The sequence below is a fragment of the Alistipes sp. CAG:29 genome (genome assembly GCF_000435435.1).
Lineage (GTDB): Bacteria > Bacteroidota > Bacteroidia > Bacteroidales > Rikenellaceae > Alistipes > Alistipes onderdonkii.
The window spans coordinates 31,405-52,136 of the sequence record NZ_FR893505.1; the positions used below are offsets into that span (position 1 = coordinate 31,405).

At 56.8% G+C, this 20,732-nt stretch carries 14 protein-coding genes and 1 pseudogene; 2 read left to right on the forward strand and 13 right to left on the reverse strand.

The window, feature by feature from the left end; genetic code table 11:
- From QVP03_RS12350 to QVP03_RS12360, 3 genes are all read right to left on the reverse strand, one after another.
- On the reverse strand, positions 1 to 952 hold a 952-nt coding region (locus QVP03_RS12350; RefSeq protein WP_288210812.1), incomplete at its 3' end, for a SusE domain-containing protein.
- A 45-nt stretch (positions 953 to 997) separates the two neighbouring features.
- The gene (locus tag QVP03_RS12355; RefSeq protein ID WP_022333715.1) at positions 998 to 2,659 is read right to left on the reverse strand and encodes a RagB/SusD family nutrient uptake outer membrane protein; all 1,662 of its coding nucleotides are present in this window, start codon (positions 2,657 to 2,659) and stop codon (positions 998 to 1,000) included.
- Between the two features lie 22 nt (positions 2,660 to 2,681).
- Positions 2,682 to 5,816, reverse strand: a complete 3,135-nt coding sequence (locus QVP03_RS12360; protein ID WP_022333716.1) for a SusC/RagA family TonB-linked outer membrane protein — start codon at positions 5,814 to 5,816, stop codon at positions 2,682 to 2,684.
- A gap of 717 nt (positions 5,817 to 6,533) precedes the next feature.
- On the opposite strand from QVP03_RS12360, the gene QVP03_RS12365 reads away from it, so the two are divergent.
- Positions 6,534 to 7,454, forward strand: a complete 921-nt coding sequence (locus tag QVP03_RS12365) for an AraC family transcriptional regulator (protein ID WP_022333717.1) — start codon at positions 6,534 to 6,536, stop codon at positions 7,452 to 7,454.
- 231 nt (positions 7,455 to 7,685) lie between these two features.
- On the opposite strand, the gene rny is transcribed toward QVP03_RS12365, so the two are convergent.
- The 10 genes from rny to ftsY all read right to left on the reverse strand — a co-directional run bounded on the left by rny (position 7,686) and on the right by ftsY (position 20,392).
- Positions 7,686 to 9,233, reverse strand: coding sequence for a ribonuclease Y (rny, locus tag QVP03_RS12370; protein WP_018696740.1), 1,548 nt, complete (start codon positions 9,231 to 9,233; stop codon positions 7,686 to 7,688).
- 324 nt (positions 9,234 to 9,557) lie between these two features.
- Entirely contained in the window at positions 9,558 to 9,857 is a 300-nt protein-coding gene (locus QVP03_RS12375) for a cell division protein ZapA (RefSeq protein ID WP_018696739.1), read from the reverse strand.
- Positions 9,858 to 9,949: 92 nt separating this feature from the next.
- Positions 9,950 to 10,243 carry a hypothetical protein gene (locus QVP03_RS12380; protein WP_022333718.1) on the reverse strand — a complete coding sequence of 98 codons (294 nt, stop codon included), beginning with the start codon at positions 10,241 to 10,243 and terminating at the stop codon, positions 9,950 to 9,952.
- Between the two features lie 64 nt (positions 10,244 to 10,307).
- The gene (rimO, locus tag QVP03_RS12385; RefSeq protein WP_022333719.1) at positions 10,308 to 11,606 is read right to left on the reverse strand and encodes a 30S ribosomal protein S12 methylthiotransferase RimO; all 1,299 of its coding nucleotides are present in this window, start codon (positions 11,604 to 11,606) and stop codon (positions 10,308 to 10,310) included.
- A gap of 132 nt (positions 11,607 to 11,738) precedes the next feature.
- Positions 11,739 to 12,581: a hypothetical protein gene (locus tag QVP03_RS12390; RefSeq protein WP_022333720.1), complete on the reverse strand. Its 843-nt coding sequence runs from the start codon at positions 12,579 to 12,581 to the stop codon at positions 11,739 to 11,741.
- Positions 12,582 to 12,611: 30 nt separating this feature from the next.
- A complete protein-coding gene (locus QVP03_RS12395; RefSeq protein WP_022333721.1) occupies positions 12,612 to 13,460 on the reverse strand; it encodes an endonuclease/exonuclease/phosphatase family protein in 849 nt (282 codons plus the stop codon).
- A 25-nt stretch (positions 13,461 to 13,485) separates the two neighbouring features.
- Complete coding sequence (locus QVP03_RS12400; protein WP_022333722.1) at positions 13,486 to 15,096, reverse strand: RagB/SusD family nutrient uptake outer membrane protein; 1,611 nt, start codon at positions 15,094 to 15,096, stop codon at positions 13,486 to 13,488.
- A gap of 21 nt (positions 15,097 to 15,117) precedes the next feature.
- Positions 15,118 to 18,312: a SusC/RagA family TonB-linked outer membrane protein gene (locus tag QVP03_RS12405; RefSeq protein ID WP_022333723.1), complete on the reverse strand. Its 3,195-nt coding sequence runs from the start codon at positions 18,310 to 18,312 to the stop codon at positions 15,118 to 15,120.
- Positions 18,313 to 18,666: 354 nt separating this feature from the next.
- Positions 18,667 to 19,206, reverse strand: coding sequence for a DUF4919 domain-containing protein (locus QVP03_RS12410; protein ID WP_022333724.1), 540 nt, complete (start codon positions 19,204 to 19,206; stop codon positions 18,667 to 18,669).
- A gap of 181 nt (positions 19,207 to 19,387) precedes the next feature.
- Positions 19,388 to 20,392, reverse strand: a complete 1,005-nt coding sequence (gene ftsY, locus QVP03_RS12415; protein ID WP_022333725.1) for a signal recognition particle-docking protein FtsY — start codon at positions 20,390 to 20,392, stop codon at positions 19,388 to 19,390.
- Positions 20,393 to 20,473: 81 nt separating this feature from the next.
- Between ftsY and QVP03_RS12420 the strand changes: the two are divergent.
- Positions 20,474 to 20,732, forward strand: a pseudogene (locus QVP03_RS12420) (hypothetical protein); the annotation flags it as partial.

A 20,732-nucleotide genomic window follows, 5' to 3' on the forward strand; every position in this document is an offset into this window, starting at 1 on the left:
ACCATTTGTTTCCGTCGGCAGTCGTCATGTTGAAGCGGTGGCGCGTATCGTTGGAAGAGTTGACGGATATTTCGTTATCGTAGTCGAGCAGCTCCCATACGCCTTTCCCTTTGTAGGTGAGGGTCTTGTAGACGGTCGACATCGAGTTGTCTGCCCACGATGCGGCATAGTATTCGATCATGCTGACCTGAACTGCGGTGTAGGTCATCGCACTGAAGTCGATCTTGATCCAGTAGATGCCGGCCTTCAGCGTGTTGGCGGTCGAAGAGCCGTCGACGATATGCTTGATGCGGCCGTTGCTCTTGAGCGAGTAGTAGCGATCCAGTTCGTCGACTACGGTGAATTCGCCCTCCGAGATTTTCGTGAAGCATTCGTATACACCCGAACCGACTGCTTTGCCGTCGAGGTACGCCGGGATCAGCTTGATGCCTGCGGCATCCTCCACGGCTTCACCCTTCAGCATAACGGCCGTCGGCAGCGGGTCGACCAGGTTGATACGTGAAACGGTGAGCACATTGGCCTGCGTGTAGGTCTGGGCGAACAAACCCTTGCCGGCACGTACCGTCCATTTGAGCTGCCCGGTCTTGGCATTCTCGATTCCCGCCAGGGCAGCCACTTCGTTCAGCTCTTTGGCCGAGATGCTCAGCGAGGCTTTGGAGCCGGTCATCTGGCTGTTCTTAACGGCAAGCGGTGCCGAGAAATCGCCGTCCGCTTTGTCGAACAGCACTTCGTAAGTGATGTATCCGCCGTCTTCGGCAACGGAAGGTGCCCATTCGAAACTGGTATTCAATCCCTGATCCAGATTGACCGATGCATTGTCCGCGGGTGCGTAGAGCTCGTTGCCGGGCTGAATATTGAAATTCAGATCCTGGCCATCCTCCTCACAGGCGGTAAACCCGAGGGTGAGGGCTCCTGCGGCGAACAACATGATATTTTTCAATATGGTTTTCATGTGTTTTTCTTGATTGGTTAGTTAATCTCCTTTACAACTTGGCTGTTACCATCCCGGGTTCTGCGGCAGGTTGGCGTTGATGTCACGCTCCTTCTGCGGAATGGGGAACCAGTATTTCATGTTGTAGGCATTCTGGCACTGGATGTTACTGCCATCGTCGAGGAAGGGGGCACCCGTAGCGCGGGTCGTGAGGTATGCGGCTCCCGTGCTCTTGAGCGACGGATTGTCGAGCAGCGCCCAGCGGCGCAGGTCGAATACACGGCGGCCTTCGAGGGCCAGCTCCACGCGGCGCTCGTCGCGGATAACCTGGCGCAGGTCGCTGCTGCCCGGATAGGAGCAGTATGCGGCGTCGAATCCGGCTCGCTCGCGCAGCGGCTTGATCGTCTTGTCCCAGATGTCGGACGTCATTTTACTCTGTTCGTTCATCGATTCGGCATACATCAGCAGCACGTCGGCGTAGCGGATTTCCATGAGTGATTTGTAGGTGTTGCCCTTGCTGTCGACCATGTCGGCATTGTAGTTTTTCAGGGTATAATACCCCGTAGCCGTGCGATCCTGCGTGCCGTTGTACGAGTCGAAACGGTGCTGCTTGTCGCTGGTTTGGCTCTCGTCCGATGCCTTCGTAAAGACCTGGTAAGTGCCTTTACCCGTGCCTTCCGAGCCAGCCAGACTCAGGGTTTTTGCTTCCGGAATATCCACGGTGCAGTTGTTGTAGGCGATGGTTGCTTCGAAACGCTTGTCGCGCTTCTCGTAGTCCGTGTCATCGGCGACGCTGCCGTCGAGTTTGCGGTAGGTATCGACCAGTTCCTGCGTCGGCGACTGGGTGGTTACACCCTTGTTACCGATGGACTGGGGAACGAAAGCATTGAAATTGTTCCAGGATCTGACGATGTTGTCAATGCCGCCGAGCGTGGCGAACTCGATCGTCATGATCGACTCGGGGCCGTAGCAGCACGACTGGTCGTGGAACAGTTTTTTATAATCCGATTCGAGGGCGTAGGTACCGTACTGCGTCGAGTTGATCAGCTTGTCGCACCAGATGGCGCAGTTCTCGAAATCGTTGTCGTAAAGGTATGCACGTGCATTGAGCGCCACGGCTGTGCCGCGCGTGTAACGTCCGTTTTCAGATTCCGGAATATCCGTGTTTTTCGGCAGGATCTCGGCTACCTCGGCAAGTTCCGAGTGGATGAACTCCTTGATCGTGGCGGCGGGCGTTACCTTGACGACGCGCGATTCGGGGAGCGTCGGATTGGTCGTGAAGAACGGCACGTCGCCGAACCACGTTACCAGGCGCAGGTAGGTGAAGGCGCGCATCAGACGGAGTTCTGCAAGCATGCGCGTCTTGAACGTCTCGTCGATATTCATGCGATCCTGGGCGTCGAGCGCTGTGTGGATCGTACGCAGTTCCTGGTAGCACTTGTCCCATTCGTCCGAGAAGCGGCCGTTCGAGGTGTTGGCCATACCCGTTACGATGCTGGTTTCGTTCGTCGAGTGGCGGCTGCCGTACACGTCGTCCGACAGGAGGTTATTGGCGAAATAGTAGTCTTGGTGCCAGCACTGGTTGTACCCCAGGTACAGGGCCGTGCGGACATTGTCCTCGATCGTCCAGAAGGTCTCGTCGGTATAGGAGGTCGTCGGGTATTGCTCAAGGCCTACGCAGCTGACCATACCGAGGGAGAGGACGGCTAATATATTTTTGATTTTCATATTCTTTCCGATTGTTTAATTGTTAGAAAGTCAAGTCGATACCTCCACCGAAGTAACGCAGGGTCGGGTAGTTGCGCACCGAGTTGTCCGCTCCGCCGCTCATGTTGTTGCCGAACGAGGTGGTCTCGGGGTCTACGAACCCGTTTTTGGTCCAGGTCAGCGGGTTCTGCGTGTCGAAATAGATGCGCAGTGCCTCGCAGCCGAATTTCTTCGTCCACTTCTTGGGAAGGGTGTAGCCCAACTGGATGTTCTTGACACGCATGTATGCGCCCTCGAGCAACATCAGATCCGAGCCCGTGTGACCCCAGTTGTTCGTGTCGCTCACCGAGCCCGATACTCCCAGGCGCGGCCAGCGTGCGTCGCGGTTCTGCGGCGACCAGTAGTCGAGCTGGTGGTCGAACATGGTCATCGAGTAGTCGGCGTGGAACGGCTGCACGAGCTCGCCGCGAACCGGGTTCTCACGCTTCAGCACGCCCTGGAGCATGATGCTGAAGTCGATGCCTTTCCACTTGACATTGTAGGTGAAACCGTAGGTATAGCGCGGGAAGGCATAACCCAGGTAGGTGCGGTCGTTTTCGTCGATCTTGCCGTCGCTGTTCAGGTTGACATAGCGCACGTCGCCCGGACGGAGCTGCGAACGGTCGATGCCGGTCGGCAGGGCTGCATTCTGGATTTCATCGTAGTTCTGGAAGAAACCATTCGTTTTCCAGCCGTAGAGGGCATTGATCGGCAGACCCTCCATGATGATGGTGCCGGCACTGTCGGCAGTTCTGATAGCCGGGGTTCCATAGCGGACTACCTCGTTCTGCGAGTCGGCGAGGTTGAGCGAGAAGTTGTGCTTCCAGTTGCCGCGCGAGAGGTTATAGTTGATGGTAAGTTCCCAGCCCTGGTTGTCGAGGATACCGCGGTTCTCCTTGGCGATCGAGGCGCCGAAGGTTCCGGGGACGATCGGGGAGAGGAGGATATCTTCCGTACGCTTGTAGAAGTAGTCGAAGTTGACGCTCAGGGTATTCTTGAAGAACGTCGCATCCACACCGATGTTGAAGGTCTTGGCGGTCTCCCACGTCAGCAGTTCATTACCCATGGTGAACATCAGGCCCTGAACCGGGACGCCGTTGAAACCGTAAGCGTTGGCCCAAGTGCCGTAGGTGGTCATGAAATCGTAGTCGCCCACATCCTGCTGGTTACCGTTCAGACCGTACGAAGCACGGAGTTTCAGGTCACCGACACGGTCGCGGTAGGTCTGCATGAAATTCTCCTGCGACATGCGCCAGCCCAGCGATACCGAGGGGAAGAAGGCTCCGTTGCGCTCCTTGAGGAACTTCGAAGACATATCGTAACGGGCGGTGAATTCGAAATAGTAGCGGTCGTCGTAGGAGTATCCGGCGCGACCGAAGAACGACTGCAATGCACGGCGGTATTTGCTCTGGGACGACAGTTTGGTGCCTTCCGTAGCGATCGAGCCGTCACCCGGCTGGTCGATGCTGTTCATACCCTGGCGGGCGGCCGTGATGTCATAGCCGATCTCCGATTCGTCCGACCAACCGAACAGTCCGGTTACATTGTGCTTCTCCTTGAACGTGCGGTTATAATCCAGCATCAGCTGTGCGGTGACGAACGTGACTTTCTTCGTCCAGTCGTCGGCTTCGCGCTTGGTGTTGCCGCCGGTCGAAGCGGTCGAGATATCCGAGTGTTCGGCGCCGTTGTCCACCACATACTGGTAGGTCTTGTGGGAGGTGAAACGGTGCTCGTGGCGGACTTCACCGCCAAGGACGGCACGGGCTTTCAGGCCTTTGATGATCTCGAAATCGGCCGTAAAGGTACCGGTGAGGTATTCGTGGTCGTTTTTGTTGATGCCACCGCCCATAAGGCCGGCCAGCGGCGATACGGAATAGCCGCCGTACTTATAGTTGTTGCCGAAGAAGATTCCGTTCTCCTCGTGGCGGTTGAAGTAGTAGTTCGGGAAACGGATGAGGTCGGCGAAGAGGAAGCCTTCGTTGGCATCCGACGGGGAATTGATCTCCGAACGGGTGAAACCGACGTTGGCGCCCAGTTTCAGCCGGCCGAATTCGGTCGTCAGGTTCGAACGCAGGTTATAGCGCTTTACGCCGTAATCGGGGCCCACGTAGTTGGACTCCTGGTCGAAGTAACTGGCCGAAAGCATGTAGGTGGTGGTCTTCGTACCGCCCGTGACGCTTACGTTGTAGTTCTGCTGGAGCGCGTTCTGCATGGCCTGCTCTACGGCAGCCTCGCAGTCCCCGTGGTTGTAGAAATCCTGGATTTCGGCAGCCGTGAAGAGCGGTTCGCGGCCGACGTTGCTCAGGGCCTCGTTACGCAGGATCGCGTTGCGGTAGGTCGGAACGGCCTTGTAGAGGATGTCGGGGTTCTCGATACCGACTTTGGCGCTGAACCGGATCTGCGGAGCCATCTCCTTGCGGCCGTTCTTGGTCGTGATCAGGATGACGCCGTTCGAGGAACGTGCACCGTAGATGGCGGCCGAACCGGCGTCCTTCAGGATGTTGATCGACTCTATGTCGTTCGGGTTGAGGTCGTTCATACGGCCTGCGTCCGGCTGGGGAACGCCGTCGATGACTACCAGCGGGGTGTTGTTACCCATGGTGTTCACACCGCGGATCGAGATGTTCATCTGGTTGTCCGTCGGGTTGAAATTCTTGGTCTGGATGATCAGGTTGGCTGCTGCACCCTGCAGTGCCTGCTGGATGTTGGCTACCGGGCGATTCTCGATTGCCTCCGACTTCACGGTCGAAACGGCCGAGATGATGTGGCGCCGCGTCGTCGTGCCGTAACCTACGACTACGACTTCATCCAGATAGCCCGAATCTTCTTCGAGCGTTGCCGCAATGGCGGTGCGCGTGCCTACCTGCATCGTTACGGTTTTGTAGCCGAGGAACGAAATCTGCAGTTCGTCGTTGTCGGTTACACCCGAAAGGGTGAACTGGCCGTTGGAATCGGTCGCGGTACCGTTAGCCGAGTTTGAAATCATGACTGTGGCTCCCACGACGGGCAGGTTGTTCTGGTCGACGACCGTACCCGTGATCGTTCTTTTGGTGTCTTGGGGTGCCGCCTGGACAGCTTCGAGGGCAGCAACGCACAAAAACAACGCAAGCGCCCGCTGCAACCAGCTTCCGGCTGTCATAAAAATGGATAAATTTTTCTTCATAAAGATTGGTTGGTTTTGTCCATAGTAGATGAATGATGATTGAAAATGAAATTCCCCCATATGCACGATTCGTACATATATATAATAGAAACCTCAGGGGAAAGGAGTCATTTTGGCATAGGCTTATACGATTTTAGGTTGTTTTTAGGTTTATGATTTGTTAAAAGTATCTTTCAACACGTTAAAATTGCAATTCAAATATAGAGGATTTCCCCCCCCCCGTTAGGTACGAATTTGAGCATTTGTAGTACGTTATTGTGTCCCGTGTATAAAACCCAGGGCATTTTTAAGAATCCTCCGCGGGGGAAGTCCGATTCTTCTCATTTTTTAATATTTCGGTATCAGATTTCATAATTATCCCCTCGCAAGCCGTTCCATATGGCAGCAGAAGGGCTTTTTTTGAAGTATGTATAGGTGTCTCCCGATGTTTCCGGATCGGTATATGCCGCCTTGTCGGAGGCTGGTTGCAGCAATACAGATTTATGCCGTGCGGGATAACCGGAACGATGTGAAGAGGCTTTGGAGACTGGTAGCGGGGCGGATTGCGGCGCGACTGGGGCTGTTGTTGCCGGATGTGGGGATTGGGAGCCCGGCCTCGGGGGGGGGAGACGCTTCCGGAATGAAATAATCGCTCCCGGAAAATCTTATTGTGTTAAAATCTGCATATTATGCGGAAAAAAGTTATATTTGCTTATGAAAAATGATTTCCAACCTATCAAATCTGACATGAAGCAGGAGCGTGACAAGTTATGTTACCTGACGATCGGGGATAAGGACGAGAAATGGGGCGTTGTCGTCACGACGATCGGGTACCAGTTTATTCCGCCGGGGACGAAGTATCCGTTGTCGGCCCATCCGGACAACTACTCTTTCATGCCCCGCGGCGGACGGATACTGAACGAATACCAGTTGGTCTATATCACCAAGGGTTCCGGGTATTTCGCCTCGCAGTCCTGTCCCGAGGCGCCTGTGAAGGCCGGGACGGTGATCTCGTTGTTTCCCGGGGAGTGGCATAGCTACCATCCCGACGATGAGACCGGCTGGGACGAGTACTGGGTAGGTTTCAAGGGTGCCTATATCGACGACAGGGTAGCGAACCGCTTTTTAGTGCGCGAGCAGCCGTTGCATAATATCGGGATAAGTTCGGGGATCGTGAGTCTCTATGAGGAGATCCTGCAGTTGGCGTCGGTCGAAAAGGCGGGGTGCCAGCAGATGATGTCGAGTATCGTGCTGCACATCCTGGGCTCCATCTATTACAAGGAGCGGAATAACTCCTATGCCAATACGTTCATCCTCGAGAAAGTCAATGCCGCGCGGGAGCTGATGAAGGATGTGGATAACCCCCGCGATGTCGAGGCGATCGCCCGGGAACTGGGGGTCAGCTATTCGTGGTTCCGCAAGACATTCAAGGAGTACACCGGGATATCCCCCGCGCAGTACCAGTTGCAACAGCGGCTCCTGAAGGCCAAAGAGATGCTGACGGGGACGGATATAAATATATCGGATATCGCCTATGCCTTGAAGTTCGTGAATACCGGGCAGTTTTCTACTTTTTTTAAGCATAAGGAGGGCGTCACTCCGTCCGATTTCAGGAAGCGTAACAGCTGGAAATAATCCCGCTGGCTGCCCCCCCCCTCCGGCGGGTGAGAGGCTTATGGCCCTTCCCGTGGCGGGAATCGGGCGATTGTGTGTGGATTCTGTCGCGGATAAGCTGTCGTTGTGTGCCGGAGCTTACCGGTAAGAGAGCCGTAGATAAAAAAATCCCTCCGTTTTGCGGAGGGATTTTTACCTGTGATAAATTTGCGGCAGGCAGGCCGTGTGCAGCCTGTCCTACGGGCGGGGTTCTTATTTCGCGTACGATACGGCGCGGGTTTCGCGGATGACGGTGATCTTCACCTGGCCGGGATAGGTCATCTCGTCCTGGATCTTCTTGGCGATATCGTGCGACAGCCCTTCCGACTCCTGGTCGGTGAGTTTGTCTGCACCGACGATCACGCGCAGTTCGCGGCCGGCCTGGATCGCATAGGTTTTCACGACGCCCGGGTACGAGAGGGCGATGTCCTCCATCTCCTTCAGGCGTTTGATATAGCTTTCGACCACTTCGCGGCGGGCGCCGGGGCGGGCACCCGATATGGCGTCGCAGACCTGGATGATCGGTGCGATCAGCGAAGTCATCTCCACTTCGTCGTGGTGGGCGCCGATGGCGTTGCATACTTCGGGTTTCTCCTTGTATTTCTCGGCGAGTTTCATGCCGATGATTGCGTGCGGCAGTTCCGGTTCGTCGTCGGGTACCTTGCCGATGTCGTGGAGCAGGCCTGCGCGGCGTGCCGTCTTGGGGTTCAGCCCCAGCTCGGCGGCCATGATACCCGCGAGGTTGGCCGTTTCACGGGCGTGCTGCAGGAGGTTCTGGCCGTAGGACGAACGGTATTTCATTTTGCCGATCATGCGGATCAGCTCGGGGTGCAGCCCGTGGATGCCGAGGTCGATCGTGGTGCGTTTCCCGACTTCGACGATCTCCTCTTCGATCTGTTTCTGTACTTTGGCTACGACCTCCTCGATACGTGCCGGGTGGATGCGGCCGTCGGTCACCAGCTGGTGCAGCGCCAGGCGGGCGATCTCGCGGCGGACAGGGTCGAACCCGCTGAGGATGATGGCTTCGGGGGTGTCGTCTACGATGATCTCGATGCCGGTCGCTGCCTCCAGTGCCCGGATGTTGCGGCCCTCGCGGCCGATGATGCGGCCTTTGACCTCATCGCTTTCGATGTTGAAGACCGTCACGGCGTTCTCGATGGCCGTCTCCGTGGCCACGCGCTGGATCGAAGCCACGATAATCCGCTTGGCCTCCTTCGTGGCGGTCATCTTCGCTTCCTCGATGGTTTCGTTCACATAGGAAGCAGCCTCGGTCTTGGCCTCGGCCTTCATGTTCTCGATGAGGATGTTCTTGGCATCCTCCGAGCTCATGCCCGAGATTTGTTCCAGCCGCATGTTCTGCTCGCGCATCATCTGGTCGACTTCCTCCTTCTTGTGCTCGAGGATTTGCAGCTGGTTCTGCATCTGCTCCTTCAGGCGCTCGTTCTCGCGGAGTTTGTTCTCCAGCTCGCGCTGCTGGTTCTGCAGGTTGCCCTCGATCTGTTTGGCGCGCTGTTCGCTCTGGGCGATCTTCTGGTTGCGCTCGTTGACCTGGCGGTCGTATTCGCTTTTCAGCTGTATGAACTTCTCTTTTGCCTGGAGGATTTTCTCCTTTTTAATCATCTCCCCTTCGGCCTCGGCCTCTTTCAGGGCGGCTTCGCGCCGCTTGCGGATCGAGGTCTTGGCTACGAGGTTCGTGACGACCGCGTAGATTCCGACGGCGGCCACGGCAGAGATGCAGGCAACCAAAATGGTGGTATACATGTTTTTGTTGCTGTTTTGAATTTGTTATTATAGGGTTTGTTGTAGTGCATAAAAAAACCGCATAGGATTCCTTAGTCTTGTTTGACGAATCTGCAGATAAGTCATGTGTGGGGGCTCCGACAATCGCAATCTTCCAACGGTACGCCGTAGCATACACCCCGAAGGGTCAAGGCCTGATTTTGAAGCGCCTTGAGTTGCCCCAATTTAAAAAGTGTTCAGTTTCGCAAAGCTGTAAGGAATCTATGCGGGTAGATTTTTCCTTCGTATGTTAAAGAACCTCGTTTTTTACGGTTTGCCCGGGCAAATCCCGTGCCTGGCCCTCACTCACCGTTGCAGGGTGTTGAGGTAGGCGTCAATCTCTTCCCCGAGCCGCCCCAGATGTTTCAGGTCTTCGTCGCCCAGTTCGCGGCTTTGCCGCATGTCGACGTTTGCAATGGCGAATTTCAGTGCGGCCATCGACAGGTAGTCCTGATCCGTCCAGTTCTTGAAGTTGTTCTGTTTTATCGCCGCGAGGTAGTTGTTCACCTCCCGTTCGGCAAGACGGTATACCTCCTCCTTTTCGCTTTCGATGTTGAGCGAATAGCTTTTCCCGGCTATCTTGAGGGTTATCGCCTGTTGTGCCATGTCGTTTTTGTTTCGTTTATCTTGCTGCCTCTTATTCATCTGCGGCCCGGGTGCTGGTTGCGGCGTTACTGCCGGTTCGCCGTCCCTTCCCGTTATTCGGGCCTTCCGAGCAGTGCGATGCATTTGTCAACCTCCCGCATAAGACGGTTGACGCGCGCCCGCGCTTTCTCCCGGTTGCGGCTTTCACCCGCCAGTCCCTCCGTCAGTTGCATACGTGACAATTCGCCGTCGAGTTCGCGGATGCGCTCCTGCAAAGTCCTGTTTTCGGCTTTCAGGTTGTCGCGCTGCGCCGTCAGTTCCGCACACGATTCCGACAACCTTTTGTGGTCGTCGATGAGCTGCCGGATACGGGCTTCGATATTCGTTATCACGCTTTTTTCGGCCATTGGGTCTCGGGTAAAGTCCGATTTACATTTCAAAGGTATGAAAAGGAACGCTAAAAAACAAATTTTATTTCCCGACGGCCTTTCCGTAAAGGTCGTAATCGGCGGCGCCGTCGATCCGTATTTCGTAGAAATGCCCCCGCAGAAGACGCCGTTCCGCAGCCGGGATCAGTATCTCCTGGTCGACCTCGGGCGAGTCGTATTGCGTCCGTCCGACATAGTAGTCGCCCTGCCGCGAATCGATTAGAACCCGTTCCGTGCGGCCTACACGGCGCAGGTTGTTTTCGCGGGCGATGTCGTTCTGGAGCGTCATGATGCGTTCCACGCGCTGCTGTTTGACCTCCTCCGGGACGTCGTCCGCCAGTTCGCGTGCCGAGTAGGTGCCCTCCTCCTCGGAATAGGCGAAGACCCCGAGGCGTTCGAACCGTACGTCGCGTACGAACTGTTCCAGTTCCGTGAAATCCGCTTCCGTTTCACCGGGATAGCCGACCAGCAGCGTCGTGCGCAGCGCCAGGTCGGGGATCGCCCCCCGCAATTTTTTGACCAGCGCATAGGCTTCGGCCTTGGTGTGGCGGCGGTGCATGGCCGAGAGCTGTGCGTCGGAGATGTGCTGGAACGGGATGTCGAGGTATTTGCAGATCTTGGGCTCGGATGCCATGGCTTCGATCACCTCGTCGGGGAATGCCGTGGGATAGGCGTAGTGGAGGCGTATCCACTCGATGCCGTCGATGCGGCACAGGCGGCGCAGCAGTTCGGCCAGGCGGCGCTTCCCGTAGAGGTCGAGCCCGTAGTAGGTCGTGTCCTGCGCGATGACGATCAGTTCCTTCACGCCTCCGGCAGCGAGTTTGCGCGCCTCCTCCTCCAGTTCCTCCATCGGCACGGAAACGTGCCCGCCGCGGATGAGCGGGATGGCGCAGTAGCCGCATTTCCAGTTGCAACCCTCCGAGATTTTCAGGTAGGCATAGTGCCTGGGCGTCGAGAGGTGCCGCTCAGTGGCCAGGGCCGGGTCTTCGGCGGCTCCCAGCGCCCGGGCGATGCCGTCCCATGTGCGGGCGCCGAAGAACCCGTCCACTTCGGGGAGTTCGGCGCGCAGGGAGTCGGCATAGCGTTCCGAGAGGCAGCCGATGACGAACAGCCGCTCGATCTTGCCGGCGTTTTTCGCGGCCGCCGCGCGCAGGATCATGTCGACCGACTCCTGTTTGGCGTCGCCGATGAACCCGCAGGTGTTGATGACTACGACCTTGGCGTCCGTGCGGTCGCTGTCGAAAAGGACTTCGTAGCCTGCCGCCGCGAGCCGTGCCATCAGGTGCTCGCTGTCGACCGTGTTCTTCGAACAACCGAGCGTTATGACGTTGATCTTTTTCATTCCGTATCTGGTTTCCGCTGCAAAAGTACGAAATAATCCCGGAATCGCCGCCAGCCGCGGCGGTTTCCCGTGCATAAAAAGAGGATGCGGCCCCGAAGCCGCATCCTCCTTCCAACTAAATTAAACCAACCTTTACCACATGACGTTTATCGTATAGGCCTCGATGCCGTTTCCGACCGATATCGGGGCAACATCCGTAAAGCCCCAGAAGCGTTCTTCGGCGAGCATGAAGATCGTATACGCGCTTCCGGACGCGACGTTGTAGACCTTGAATGAACCGTCCGTATTCTGTACTGCCGATTCGAGCGCTCCGAGCAGGTCGTTCTTGACCGTGCCGATCATCAGCATGTTCATATTTTCGCGCTTGAGCGTGTTCATGACGCCGTTTTCACCGCCGAAGGCGTTGATCTGCTCGTTCGTTTCGAAGCGTACCGTGCGGAAATTGATGTCGTAGGCGATGTCCACGGTGCCGGTCACGGTGCCGTTTTCATCCTTGTCGGTGCGCGTACCTTCCATCAGCGGGGAGAAGCCCGTGACGTAGCAGCCTTTGCCGCAGGCCGTGGCCTTGACCGAGCGGGTCGGCTGGTTGAAGAAAAGCGTGCTGCCCTTGTAGGTCGTCCTGTTGGTCAGCCCGTTGAAGGCGAAGGCCGTCCAGCGGTAGGTGTTGATCGAGATCTGCATCACCTTGTCCAGGTTGGCGTTGTCCGAACGGTCGAAGACCGTGAGCCATGCCTCTTCGCGGCTTTTGAGCGTGTTGACCATGTAGTTGTTGAGAGCCGTGTAGTCGGCATCGCCCGTAATCAGCGCCCCGTCGCTCAGGCGGCTGACGAACTGGATCCTGGCGTTGAACTTGTCGGACGGCTTGGCGACCACCGAACTGAGCGAATACTCGTAATCGTCCGAACAACCGGTAAATACCGGGGCTGCCATGGCGAGCGCGAGCAGTGCTGAGAGATATTTTTGTATGTTTTTCATATTTTCGACTTTTGTGAATTCGACGAACTGCTATTTAAGTACCAAGGTGGCTGTGATCGGGTCATGGTCGGAGAGCGATGCCTTGCCATTGGCGGCAGGGCAGGAATGGGATTTGAAATCATGGCCCGTCCATCGACCTTTGGGGAAAGCAAAGATGTGGTCTACCCAAGACACCCCGATGTGGTCGCCTAAATTTCTGAATTCAGGAAGCACGTTTGTTCCCCATCCGACGTTCAAGTCTCCCATCAGGATTGTCGGGTATTCGGGATTGTTCAGCCCGGCTTGTGTTACAACATTTTGTTCCTGCTGTTGGATGACCTGATCTATTCCGCAATGGTCGAAATGCGTACAGATAATGCGCACGATCTGTCCGTCCGAATCGGAGGTCGGTACCAGAATGTCGATGTAGCCCATACTTCGCTGGTCATAACCATACAGATAATATTCATAGCCTGTATTCCACTGGTAGTTGCCCTCGCCTTTGGCATGTTTGTAGGGATGCAATGCGGAGAAGGAACTTACGATCGGGTATTTCGAGAGGATGCCGTTGCCGTAGAACCCTACGTCCTTGGGATAGGACATGATGAAGTAGGGGTACATGTCCAGGCGGGACGCCAGTTCGGTCAGTTTCTCCTTGCCCATACGGCTGGTGCCGGTCTCGAGCTCGTTGATGCAGACGATATCGGGATTCTGGGCCTTGATCAGGTCGACGTACTCGTCGACGATGAAGTCGATCTGGTTGGACTTGTCCGTCATTTCGAACGACAGCACGTTCCAGTCCAGTACTTTCAGTTGTACGGTTTGCGCCTTCGCCGCAGCCGTCGTAAGGAGCAGGCCGCATAAGGCACCTGCACGGATGATATGTTTCAGCAGTTTCATATTCGGTAATGATCTTGGTTGTTTACTAATAACCTTGGTTCTGGGTCAGGTTCACCGTGCCGTTGAATGCCGTTACGGGGATCGGGAAAACCTGGTTGATGACGGGATCGAACGTGCGCCCGTTGTCATAGTTGCTCGGCGCGTCGATGACCACCTGCTGCAGGTCGTAATCCCAGTGCGAGTTCACGCGCTGCGTGGGTTTGGCGTAGGTCTCCTTGGCGTCGCCCCAGCGAACCATGTCCAGGTGGCGGCTCGGCATGAACTCGAACGCCAGTTCGCAGCGGCGCTGGTTCTTGAGCTCGGCTTTGGTCGCCGGGCTGTTCTCCGGGAGACGGGCGCGTTTGCGGATGCGGTTGAGCAGTTGTTTGGCTTCGGCGTCGCCTTCGCCGTTCTTCCAGATCAGCGCCTCGGCTTTCATCAGCAGGACGTCGGCGAAGCGGATGAGGCAGGTGCCGAGCGTGTTGCTGGCGTTGTCGCCGTTGGAATTCACCTCCTTGCCTTTGCAGTCGGCCTCTTCCCACGGGGAGAGGAATTTGCGGAACGACATGCCTGTATCCGAGGAGATCGAATAGGAGTTGCTGCCGAATACGATGTCCCGGCCCATGAAGCGGATCGTCTGCCCGGGGTAGATGATCGTCGCGTCGCGGCGGGTGTCGCCCGATTCGAATGCGTTCCACAGGGAAAGGGTGGGCTGGAAATAACCCCAGTGGTTGTACAGGCCCCAGCCGCCGTTCTGGAAGGACATGCCGTGAAATTTCGGGCCGTCGACCGCGTTGCCCAGCAGCGAGAAGATATATTCGCAGCCGAAATTCTGCTGCTTGCGCCAGAGGTTGGCGAAGGCCTTGTCCGTGCCGTCGTCGAACAGTTCGCGCTTGTCGGCGCCGGTGAGTCCCATCACCTTGTCGCACATTTCGATGACCGTGTCGTAGTATTTGGCGTCGAACTGTGCGGCATAGAGGGCTGCGCGTGCGGCGAGGGCCCAGGCTGCGGCCTTGTGGGGCATGCCGTACTCTTCGGGTGCGAGCTGCGAGAAGAGAGGCAGGCGTTTGCCGGCTTCGCGCAGGTCGCTGATGATCTGGTCGTAGTTCTGCAATACGGAGGCCGGGCGCGGGCTGTCCATGGCTGCGGGCTCCGTCGTGTCGAGGATGATCGGGATGCCGCCGTTGGGGCCGTTGTCACCGTAGTAGGGCGAGAGCCACAGCATGGCGAACCCGCGGAAGAAATAGGCGGTGCCGGTGGCTTTGGTCTTGAACGCGTTGTCGAGGTTCATCGTCGGGACGACCTTGATGATGTTGTTGGCCTTGGCGTTGACCTCGTACATGATCTTCCAGTTGTTCTTCACGTCGCGGCCGTTGCTGGGCGACATGCGGAAGTTGCGGATGTCTTCGGCTTCGCCCTGGGGACGGCCTACGGTCATGTCGTCGCTGCAGCATTCGAACCACGTGATGCCGCGGCCGGTGACGCCCTCGGAGTCGTTCGTGTTGAAGGAGAAGAGGGCGACGAGCGCTTTCTCTACGTCTTCCTGGGTCTCCCAGTCCGTCTTGGCTCCGTATTTCTTGGTGTCGAGGAAGTCTTCGCAGCTCGCCAAAAGGGAACAGCAGAGGGCGAGGCTGGCTATTATCAATATCTTTTTCATCGCTATTGTAGTTTGTGTTGGTTAGAAATTAATGTTCACACCGAAATTGAAGAAACGCGATACGGGGTAAACACCGCGGTCGATACCGTAGTTGCCGACCTCGGGATCGACGCCCGAATAACCGGTGATCGTGCATACGTTGTCGACGCTCATGTAGACGCGCAGCGAACCGTTCTCCATTCCGACGAAGCGGCTGACGCTCTTGGGCAGCGTGTAACCCAGCGTGATGTTTTTCAGGCGCAGGTAGTCGCCGTCCTCGAGGAATATGTCGGAGAATTTGCTGTAGTTACCGTTCGTATCGCTGCCCGTTACCAGGCCCAGGCGGGGGTATTTGCTACCCTGGGGGTTGAAGTCCCAGCTGTTGTACACGTCGGAAATGAGGTTGCCGTAGTCGTTGCGGCCGTTCATGGCCATCTGCTTGAGGCCGTTGTAGACCTTGTTGCCGGTCACGCCCTGGAAGAAGAAGCTGAAGTCAAAGCCTTTCCAGTTGAGCGAGCCTCCGAACGAGAAGGTGTTCTTGGGGGTGTAGGAACCTGCGAAGGTCTTGTCGTCGTCGTTGATCACGCCGTCGTTGTTGGTGTCGATGAAGATCAGGTCGCCGACCTTCGCGTCGGGCATCAGCAGTTTCGCTTCTCCGGTTTCGGGGTTCTTGTAGATGTACTTGTTGATTTCGTCCTGCGAACGGAAGATGCCTGCCGTGCGGTAGACCATGAACGAATACCAGGGTTGCCCTGCGTCGGAGTAGAGGATCGGGTTGCTGTTCAGGTTGGGCGAGGTGTGCATCACGGCGCCTTTGCGAACTCCGTATTCGCGTACGTAACCCTTGTTCGTCGAGAAGTTGCCCCAGACGTTGTAGGTCAGTTTGCCCTGTGCCGCGCTGCCGTTGTAGTTCACCGAGAATTCCCAGCCCTTGTTCAGCACGTTGCCCATATTGCCCATGGGAGGATCCGCCACGCCGATCTGTTCGGGGGTGGGAATGTAGTCGATCAGGTCTTTGGTTACCTTGTGGTAGTAGTCCACGCTGATGTTCAGTTTGTTCTTGAACATCGTCAGGTCGAGACCCGCACTGGTCTGCTCGGTGGTTTCCCAGCGGGCGGAATAGTTGGGAATCGTGTTGAGGTAGGTTCCCTGGAGCAACTGGTCGAGGTTCTGGCCGAAGATGATCGGGTATTGGTAGTTCAGGAGCTCGACGGTGGCGACGTTGTTTGGATAGAGGTCGACATTACCGATGCGGCCCCAGCCTGCGCGGAACTTGACCAGGTCGAAAACCTTGTCGAGGCCTGCATTCCGGAAGAATTTTTCGGACGAGAGTTTCCACGATCCCGATACCGAGGGGAACCAGTCGTAGTTCTTGCTCGCAGGCAGCTTTGAAGAGGCGTCGCGGCGCACGCTGCCCACCAGGAAATAGCGGTCGTCGAACGAATAACCCAGGCGGGCCAGGAACGACACCATGGTCTGTTCGTATTTGCTCTCCTTGGGCGTGTTCGAAGTCCAGTCGTTGGCCTGATCCCAGATCGAGCTGTTGATATCGTTGTCGGGATACCCTCTCGAATATACTTTCCGGCTGTGCAGCCTCTTGAAGTCGGCCGTGAAGCCCGCCATCGCGCTGATGTGGTGCCGGCCGAATACCTGTGCATAGGTCGCGATCGTCTCCGAGAGCCAGTGGTTGTCCCGGTCGAAGAACTGTTCGCGGTAGTTGATGTCGCGCCGCAAACCCTTCTCCGTCATGGTGGGGTAGAACTCGTCGGACTCTTTGTTGCGCAGGTCGATGGTGAAGTCGGACTTGATCGTCAGCGACGAGATGGGCTTGATTTCGATCGAGGTCGTCGAGAAGATTTTGTGCTCGGGGTATTTGCGGTGCATCCTTTCGAGGTATGCTACCGGGTTGTAGAGCATCGGCGTGCCGTTCACGTCCGCCCACTCGGGGCTCGTACCGCCGTAATAGCGGTTGCCCTTCTCGTCGCGGGCGTATGTCCCGTCCTCGTTCATCTCGTAGACCGAGGCTGCGCGCGGATACCATACGGCGCCCATGATCGGGCCCTGGTGGCTGGTGTCCACGTTGCCCTGTCCGTTGGATACGACGAACGACGCACGCTCCGAAATCTTGAGCCAGTTGGTGAGTTTGAAGTCGGTCTGCAATTTGCCGTTGAAGCTTTCGCTGTACGTGTTGAGCAGCACGCCGTCCTTCTTGTCGTAGGATACCGAGAAGATGGACTGTACCTTCTCGCTGCCGCCCGAGATCGTTGCGGCGTAGTGCTGCGTGAAACCGGTCTGGAAAATCTCGTCCAGCCAGTCGGTGCGGGTAACGTTGCCCCAGGGATATACCTCGGGGTTGGCGGCGCTGGGAAGCTGGCTGCCGGGATTGTTCTCCACGGTTCTTGCCCACACTTCGTTGTATTGTTCCGCCGTGAGCATGTTCGGCAGGTTGGTCACTTTCTCGAAACCGAGCGAGACATTCACGTCTACGCGGAGCTTGCCGCTCTGGGCCTTCTTCGTCGTGATGAGGATGACACCGCTCGAACCTACCGACGCTCCGTAGATTGCCGCCGAGGCGGCATCCTTGAGTACGGTGATCGTTTCGACGTCCTCCATCATGTAGGGGGCGTTGGGCACGCCGTCCACGACGACAAGTACGCCGTCGCCCGAGGTCGGGTCGTCGTCGTTGCCTTTCGATCCACGGCCGCGGATCGTGAACGAGGCGGGTTTCATCGGGTCACCGGTCTGCTGTACGGTGACGCCGGGCATACGGCCCTGGAGGATGGTCGCCAGGTTCGAGGCGCGGCTTTTGGCCGCTTCGTCGAGCTTGACGGTCGTCACGGCCATCGAGAGGTCTTCCTTACGCTGCGAGCCGTAGCCGATGGCTACGACTTCGCCGATCATCGTGGCATCCTCCTCCAGCGTGACGTCGATCGCGGTGCGGTTCATGACTGCGACGTTCTGGGGTTTGTAGCCGATGAACGAGAAGCCCAGGGTCGCGTTGCCGCTTACGGAGATCTGGTAATTGCCCTCCGCGTCGGTCGTGACGCCGTTGGTCGTCCCTTGTTCTATGACCGAAGCGCCGATGAGCGGTGCGTGGCTGGTGTCGGTCAGACGCCCTGTGACCGTGACGCGGTCTTGCGCTTGGGCCGGATGAATGAGCAGGCACAGCAGCATACTCATCAGAAGAAAGCGGACGATGCCCCTGTTCTTCTCCGAAGTAGTCAAATTCATTTTCATAGAGTTAAGGTTAATATTAGTATTATATAAGTATAGAGGCTCGGTTTGCACCGAATAGGTTGGCTTGATTTATTAAAATATTTTAAATAATCACGGGTGTTTGTCGTCGATTTGTAATATGTGGAAATTCGATATTCAAAATTATGTATATCGAAATTCTTGCTGGGCGTGGTTTGCGTATTTGAATCCTCAGATTGCGTATAATTGACTTCCGCGTACGGGTGATCCGGATGAACCGGACACAAAAAAGGCGACAGGCTCCGATTTCGGAGCCTGTCGCCTGATACTTATATTGTTACTGTATGTTGTCCGTTATCCCGGCGGAATCGGGGGCGGTTGCTATCCCGTTCCCAGCTATTCTCCCGGGGACGGGACGCCGGGTTCGTTTTCTGGGGCGGTGTCCTTTGTGAGTGTTTCGCCCGTGAGTTTTTTCGCCCAATGCCCGGGGGAAGCCAGCATGGTGAACGGGTAGCTGACATCGAACCAAACCTCCGAGATTTTGGAGTCGGATGTGTCCAGCGGTTCTATGTCGATCTTGTCGTAGGGGATGCCGTCGTCTTTGCGGATGAGTTGTTGCCCCAGAACTTTCCGGACTCCCATGTAATCGTACATGAAGGTATATTCGTCGCGGACGTTGACCACGACAGCCGGGTACTGTTCGCTCCCCTCCCCGAGCAGGCTTATCCATGTCAGCAGGGCGTAAAGCCGCCATTCGAGCCGTTGCACCTCTTCGTTGGTCCGTCCGAGTTCCCGGGCGATCCACAAAGCGTCCGACAGCGCGTGGGGCGTTGCCGGGGTTTTCTTCAGGGCGGAATTCAATGCGTCGTATGCCTCCGTATAGCGCTTTTCCTTGGTCGCTTCGTTCCACGAATCCCGGCCGTCGCTTCCTGCCATACAGAATCCTGCGCGAAGGGGTCGCCGGCTGTCGGTGCTGCCATGGCGGAAGTGCCGGCCTGTTCGTCGGCCTGCATGCGGCAACTGTCTGCCGCGGCCGGTTGCTGGGCTTTTCCCGGAAGGCTGCATCCCAGAGCGAGCAATAAGCCCCAGAGGATTGGTTTCACAGGCGTGGGGCGTTTTATTTCGTTTCGTGGCTGAACAGGGCGTTCACGAACTCCCTGCGGTCGAAAATGCGGAGCTGGTCGATGCCTTCCCCGATCCCGATGTAGCGCACCGGGATGTGGAACTGGTCGCTGATGCCGATCACCACGCCGCCCTTGGCCGTGCCGTCGAGCTTGGTGATGGTGAGCGAAGTGACCTGCGTCGCCTGCGTGAACTGCCGTGCCTGTTCGAAGGCGTTTTGTCCTGTGGAGCCGTCGAGCACCAGCATTACCTCGTGCGGGGCTCCGGGGATGACCTTGCCCATGACATTGCGGATTTTGGTCAGTTCGTTCATCAGGTTGACTTTGTTGTGCAGGCGGCCTGCCGTGTCGATCAGCACCACGTCGGCGCCGTTGGCCTTGGCCGACGTCAGCGTGTCGAACGCCACCGATGCCGGGTCGGATCCCATCTCCTGGCGGATCATCGTCGCCCCGGCGCGGTCGGCCCAGACCTTGAGCTGGTCGATGGCGGCGGCGCGGAACGTATCGGCGGCACCGATCCAGACTTTCAGCCCGGCCTTGGTCAGCTGTGCCGCGAGCTTGCCGATGGTGGTGGTCTTGCCCGCGCCGTTGACGCCGACGACCATCACCACGTAGGGTTCGCCCTGCCTGGCGTCGAGCCCGAAATGCTTCTCCGAGCCGTGCGACTCCTCCATCAGCGACATGACCTCCTCGCGCAGGATGGACTGGAGCTCGGACGTATTCATGTATTTGTCGCGCGCCACACGCTCTTCGATGCGCCGGATAATCTTCACCGTGGTTTCCACGCCCACGTCCGACGTAATCAGCACCTCCTCCACGTCGTCCAGCAGGTCGGCATCGACCGTCGAGCGGCCTGCTACGGCACGGGCGAGTTTCGAGAAGATTCCGGTCTTGGTCTTTTCGAGCCCCGCGTTAAGCTCTTCCTGCTGCTGTTGCCGGCTCTCCGGAATGTCCGCTGCGGCGCTATCCTGTTTCTTTTTGAAAATATCGAAAAATCCCATACTTATATTTATATATCCTGACAAAGATAATAAGAAAGTTTGGAAAAAAACGTTATATTTGCGCTATATACATTTCCTGCAATGATGAAAAAAACGATCCTGCTGCTGTTGGCAGCGTTTTGCGGCGTACTGACTGTCGCAGCCCAAGACCTGATAATCAAGGCTGACGCCTCGAAGGTCGAAGCGAAAGTGACGGAGATAACCCCCGAGTCCGTTCGTTACAAGCGTTTCTCCAATCCCGACGGCCCGACTTACGTCCTGCCCGTGTCGGAAATCAGCTATATCCAATATGCAAACGGCGAGAAGGAGTATTTCAAGGCTGCCGCGAGCATTCCTGCAA

What these genes read in the sequence shown, in the direction of transcription:
- QVP03_RS12355 (WP_022333715.1), bottom strand. Translation starts at nt 2,659, where the DNA reads ATGAAAATCAAAAATATATTAGCCGTCCTCTCCCTCGGTATGGTCAGC.
- QVP03_RS12360 (WP_022333716.1), bottom strand. Translation starts at nt 5,816, where the DNA reads ATGACAGCCGGAAGCTGGTTGCAGCGGGCGCTTGCGTTGTTTTTGTGC.
- QVP03_RS12365 (WP_022333717.1), top strand. Translation starts at nt 6,534, where the DNA reads ATGAAAAATGATTTCCAACCTATCAAATCTGACATGAAGCAGGAGCGT.
- rny (WP_018696740.1), bottom strand. Translation starts at nt 9,233, where the DNA reads ATGTATACCACCATTTTGGTTGCCTGCATCTCTGCCGTGGCCGCCGTC.
- QVP03_RS12375 (WP_018696739.1), bottom strand. Translation starts at nt 9,857, where the DNA reads ATGGCACAACAGGCGATAACCCTCAAGATAGCCGGGAAAAGCTATTCG.
- QVP03_RS12380 (WP_022333718.1), bottom strand. Translation starts at nt 10,243, where the DNA reads ATGGCCGAAAAAAGCGTGATAACGAATATCGAAGCCCGTATCCGGCAG.
- rimO (WP_022333719.1), bottom strand. Translation starts at nt 11,606, where the DNA reads ATGAAAAAGATCAACGTCATAACGCTCGGTTGTTCGAAGAACACGGTC.
- QVP03_RS12390 (WP_022333720.1), bottom strand. Translation starts at nt 12,581, where the DNA reads ATGAAAAACATACAAAAATATCTCTCAGCACTGCTCGCGCTCGCCATG.
- QVP03_RS12395 (WP_022333721.1), bottom strand. Translation starts at nt 13,460, where the DNA reads ATGAAACTGCTGAAACATATCATCCGTGCAGGTGCCTTATGCGGCCTG.
- QVP03_RS12400 (WP_022333722.1), bottom strand. Translation starts at nt 15,096, where the DNA reads ATGAAAAAGATATTGATAATAGCCAGCCTCGCCCTCTGCTGTTCCCTT.
- QVP03_RS12405 (WP_022333723.1), bottom strand. Translation starts at nt 18,312, where the DNA reads ATGAAAATGAATTTGACTACTTCGGAGAAGAACAGGGGCATCGTCCGC.
- QVP03_RS12410 (WP_022333724.1), bottom strand. Translation starts at nt 19,206, where the DNA reads ATGGCAGGAAGCGACGGCCGGGATTCGTGGAACGAAGCGACCAAGGAA.
- ftsY (WP_022333725.1), bottom strand. Translation starts at nt 20,392, where the DNA reads ATGGGATTTTTCGATATTTTCAAAAAGAAACAGGATAGCGCCGCAGCG.